The sequence below is a fragment of the Ruegeria sp. D4 genome (genome assembly GCF_056534475.1).
Genome location: NZ_JBQFPJ010000042.1, coordinates 1 through 2,792 on the forward strand (window position 1 = coordinate 1; position 2,792 = coordinate 2,792).

At 49.1% G+C, this 2,792-nt stretch carries 2 protein-coding genes; one reads left to right on the forward strand and one right to left on the reverse strand.

The window, feature by feature from the left end; all coding sequences use genetic code 11:
* Positions 1 to 281: 281 nt before the first annotated feature.
* Positions 282 to 719, forward strand: a complete 438-nt coding sequence (locus tag ACR0MI_RS23605; RefSeq protein WP_170817449.1) for an ion channel — start codon at positions 282 to 284, stop codon at positions 717 to 719.
* Positions 720 to 1,156: 437 nt separating this feature from the next.
* Here ACR0MI_RS23605 and gltS read toward each other — a convergent pair whose 3' ends face one another.
* Positions 1,157 to 2,392, reverse strand: coding sequence for a sodium/glutamate symporter (gene gltS, locus ACR0MI_RS23610; RefSeq protein WP_170817448.1), 1,236 nt, complete (start codon positions 2,390 to 2,392; stop codon positions 1,157 to 1,159).
* Between the last annotated feature and the right edge of the window lie 400 nt (positions 2,393 to 2,792).

Genomic DNA, 2,792 nt, shown 5'->3' on the forward strand with positions numbered 1-2,792 from the left:
CCACATCATGCTCTGAACATGCGCCCACCTGTGCCTGAAACCTTATTAGAGAAACCTCAATTTAGTGGTGCCGAACGAGGGGGCTAGACAGTGACGATTTGAAAACTGACGAATGCTACTTCGCGATACGTAGAAAGTTGGTTCTGGAGAAATAAGCCGCACTCGATATCTTAGGGTTACCGCCTTCGACCTTTAAAATCATGTGCCGCGCGCGGACCTCTGTGCGAAGCAACTTTTGCCTTAGCGGCACCGGTACAAGAAACGGCAAAGGAGAAAGTCTCGTGATTGGTCAATTGTTGCTGGGCTCAGTTGTCACGCTGCTCTCAATTATGACAGGCGCGATAATGTGGGGCGTTCTCAATGAGGTACTTGAAAAAATGGAGCCGTGGCTTCGACATTCGGACAACCGATTTATGTCATTCGTGGTAGTTTTGATCATGGTCGTGGTTTGCATAATGAGCGTGACCACATTTGGCGTTTGGTTGTGGGCCCTAGTTTTTTTGCAGATGTCAGTATTCAGCACGCTGGAAGAGGCGGTGTACTACTCATTGGTAGCGTATACGACCTTGGGAATTGGCGATGTTGTCGTCCCACAGCACCAGAGGTTGCTTGGCGGGATGACTGGTGCAAACGGTTTTTTCATGTTTGGTTTGATGACGGCAATGCTCACCGATATTTTTCGCCACGTGGGAAGGATGCAGCGCGGCTTGAAAGACTAGTAAATTGCTGTTGGGGGCCAGCGGGAGTTTTCCCAACTCGATAAACTCTGCTGCTAAATGCGTTTGAGCGACCTTCAATTGGGCTCGTTCACCCCCTCTTAGAACGTAGCATGCCCGACTAACGCCGCTAAATAATAGGTCCGCGTCAGCATGAAGTGCCCAAATGATGATAGTGGCTTTCCAGTTGAACTAATTTCGGGCACGACCTACACGGCAGATTGAGAAGAAAATGGATATACGTCTGTATCCCAGGAAAAAAGCAAAGCAAAATATCCGCTCAATCCGACAAGCGTCGTTGTAACGCCGGAGCCTTATCGAGATGATTCTTTGATGGCGTGTCGATAGCCGATACGATTGGTAACCAACGACGTTCTTCTCCGCTATCGCTTTGGCTGCAGGGGTCGACTTCTGGCTATGAAACTCAATTGAGCCTGAATCTAAGGTAAGTTCGAGACGAACAATTGGATAATAAATGCATTGGCAATATCGACAAAAAAAGCTGAAACCAGCGGAAGTACAATGAAGGCAAGCGGAGACGGGCCATATTTATGCGTCACAGCCGTCATGTTGGCTATGGCCGTTGGTGTAGCTCCAAGAGCGAAACCTGCGAAACCTGCAGACATCACGCCAGCAAAATAGTTTCGCCCCATCGTTCGATAGACGACGAATATGATGAAAGCTGCCGCAGCCGCAGCTTGAAGCGTCATAGTGACGGCTAAAACACCAGCGGAACCCGCCAAAGTCCAAAGCTGCATACTCATTAGAGACATTGAAAGAAACACTGCTAGCGAGAAGTCCTGCAATAGTTTCAAAGAGGCGGTCCCCGTTGGTGTCTTGATCTTCGGCAAAACTCTGGGCGTCAGGTTTGCAAGTAAAATACCGGAAAGAAGGCATGGCACGAAGAGCGGCAGGTTTGCTCCGGTTAATTCCAGCGATTCATCTGCAACGAAGCCAATCACAATTGCTAGATGCGTCCAAAGAATAGCTCGCATCATTCCAGGATTCGTCGGGCCACCGGTTGGATCAGTAGAAGCTACCACCTCAATAGCGTCTTGATTTGAAATGGAAATCGACGTTTTCTCTTTCGCACTTGGTTCGAGCCGGTCACGCGCAATCAAGTAGCTGGCGATTGGTCCGCCAATTAGACTTGCCATTATTAATCCGATCGTTGCAGCGGCGATGCCGAGCTCCGCCGCCCCCGCTACTGCGTACTGCTCTTCTACAACTGGGCCCCACGCTATGGCAGTACCGTGACCACCGATTAGAGACGTTGTCCCCATCATCACACCAGCCTGAGATGGCAACCCAAATAGTGAAGCTCCGAGAATGCCTATTCCATTCTGGATAAACATATACCCAATGGTCAAAACAAGCATGAGGCCGAGAAGTGGGCCGCCTTTAACTAGGTCTGAGAACTTCGCATTAAGACCAATTGTGGTGAAGAAGTAGATCAGCAAAGAGTCGCGCGACGCCAGATCGTAAACTACTTCTCGCCCGGTCACAGTCACTACGCCTAGTGTCACTAGTGCGGCCAGTAAGCCGCCCGAAACCGGTTCGGGGATTGAGTACTTGCGTAATAGCTCAAACTGCTCTGTGAGCCTTGATCCAAGAAAGAAAACAACGATGCCAAGAGTCACAGCAATAAAACTGTCCACCACGATTGGTTCTGCCATGAACAGACTCCTAACTACACCGCACCGCTATTCGGTCTTGAACAAGCTGCAAAGATGCAACCAGAAATTATGGTCCGATGGTAGAGCATGATCGAACAAGGGTGCAACAAAACGATCCTGCTGATAGACTTGGTCGATACTTACAACAAAAAGACAATTCTTAACAAAATAGAAGAGCTATCAACGTAAAACACTTGATCCAAAGCGCTATCAGCATCGCCCTTTGCAGTGTAACTGGTGTTCCAGCTACAGCAGATGAAAAGACACTTTCTTACTTATTCTTAGGGTCAGGACCCATTGATTTCTGCGGGGTTGCGTGATTCACGGTTCGAAAAACGAGCGGTGAACATGTCTGATCTGTTTTGGCTGACCGACGCCCAGATGGCGCGTCTTGAGCCCT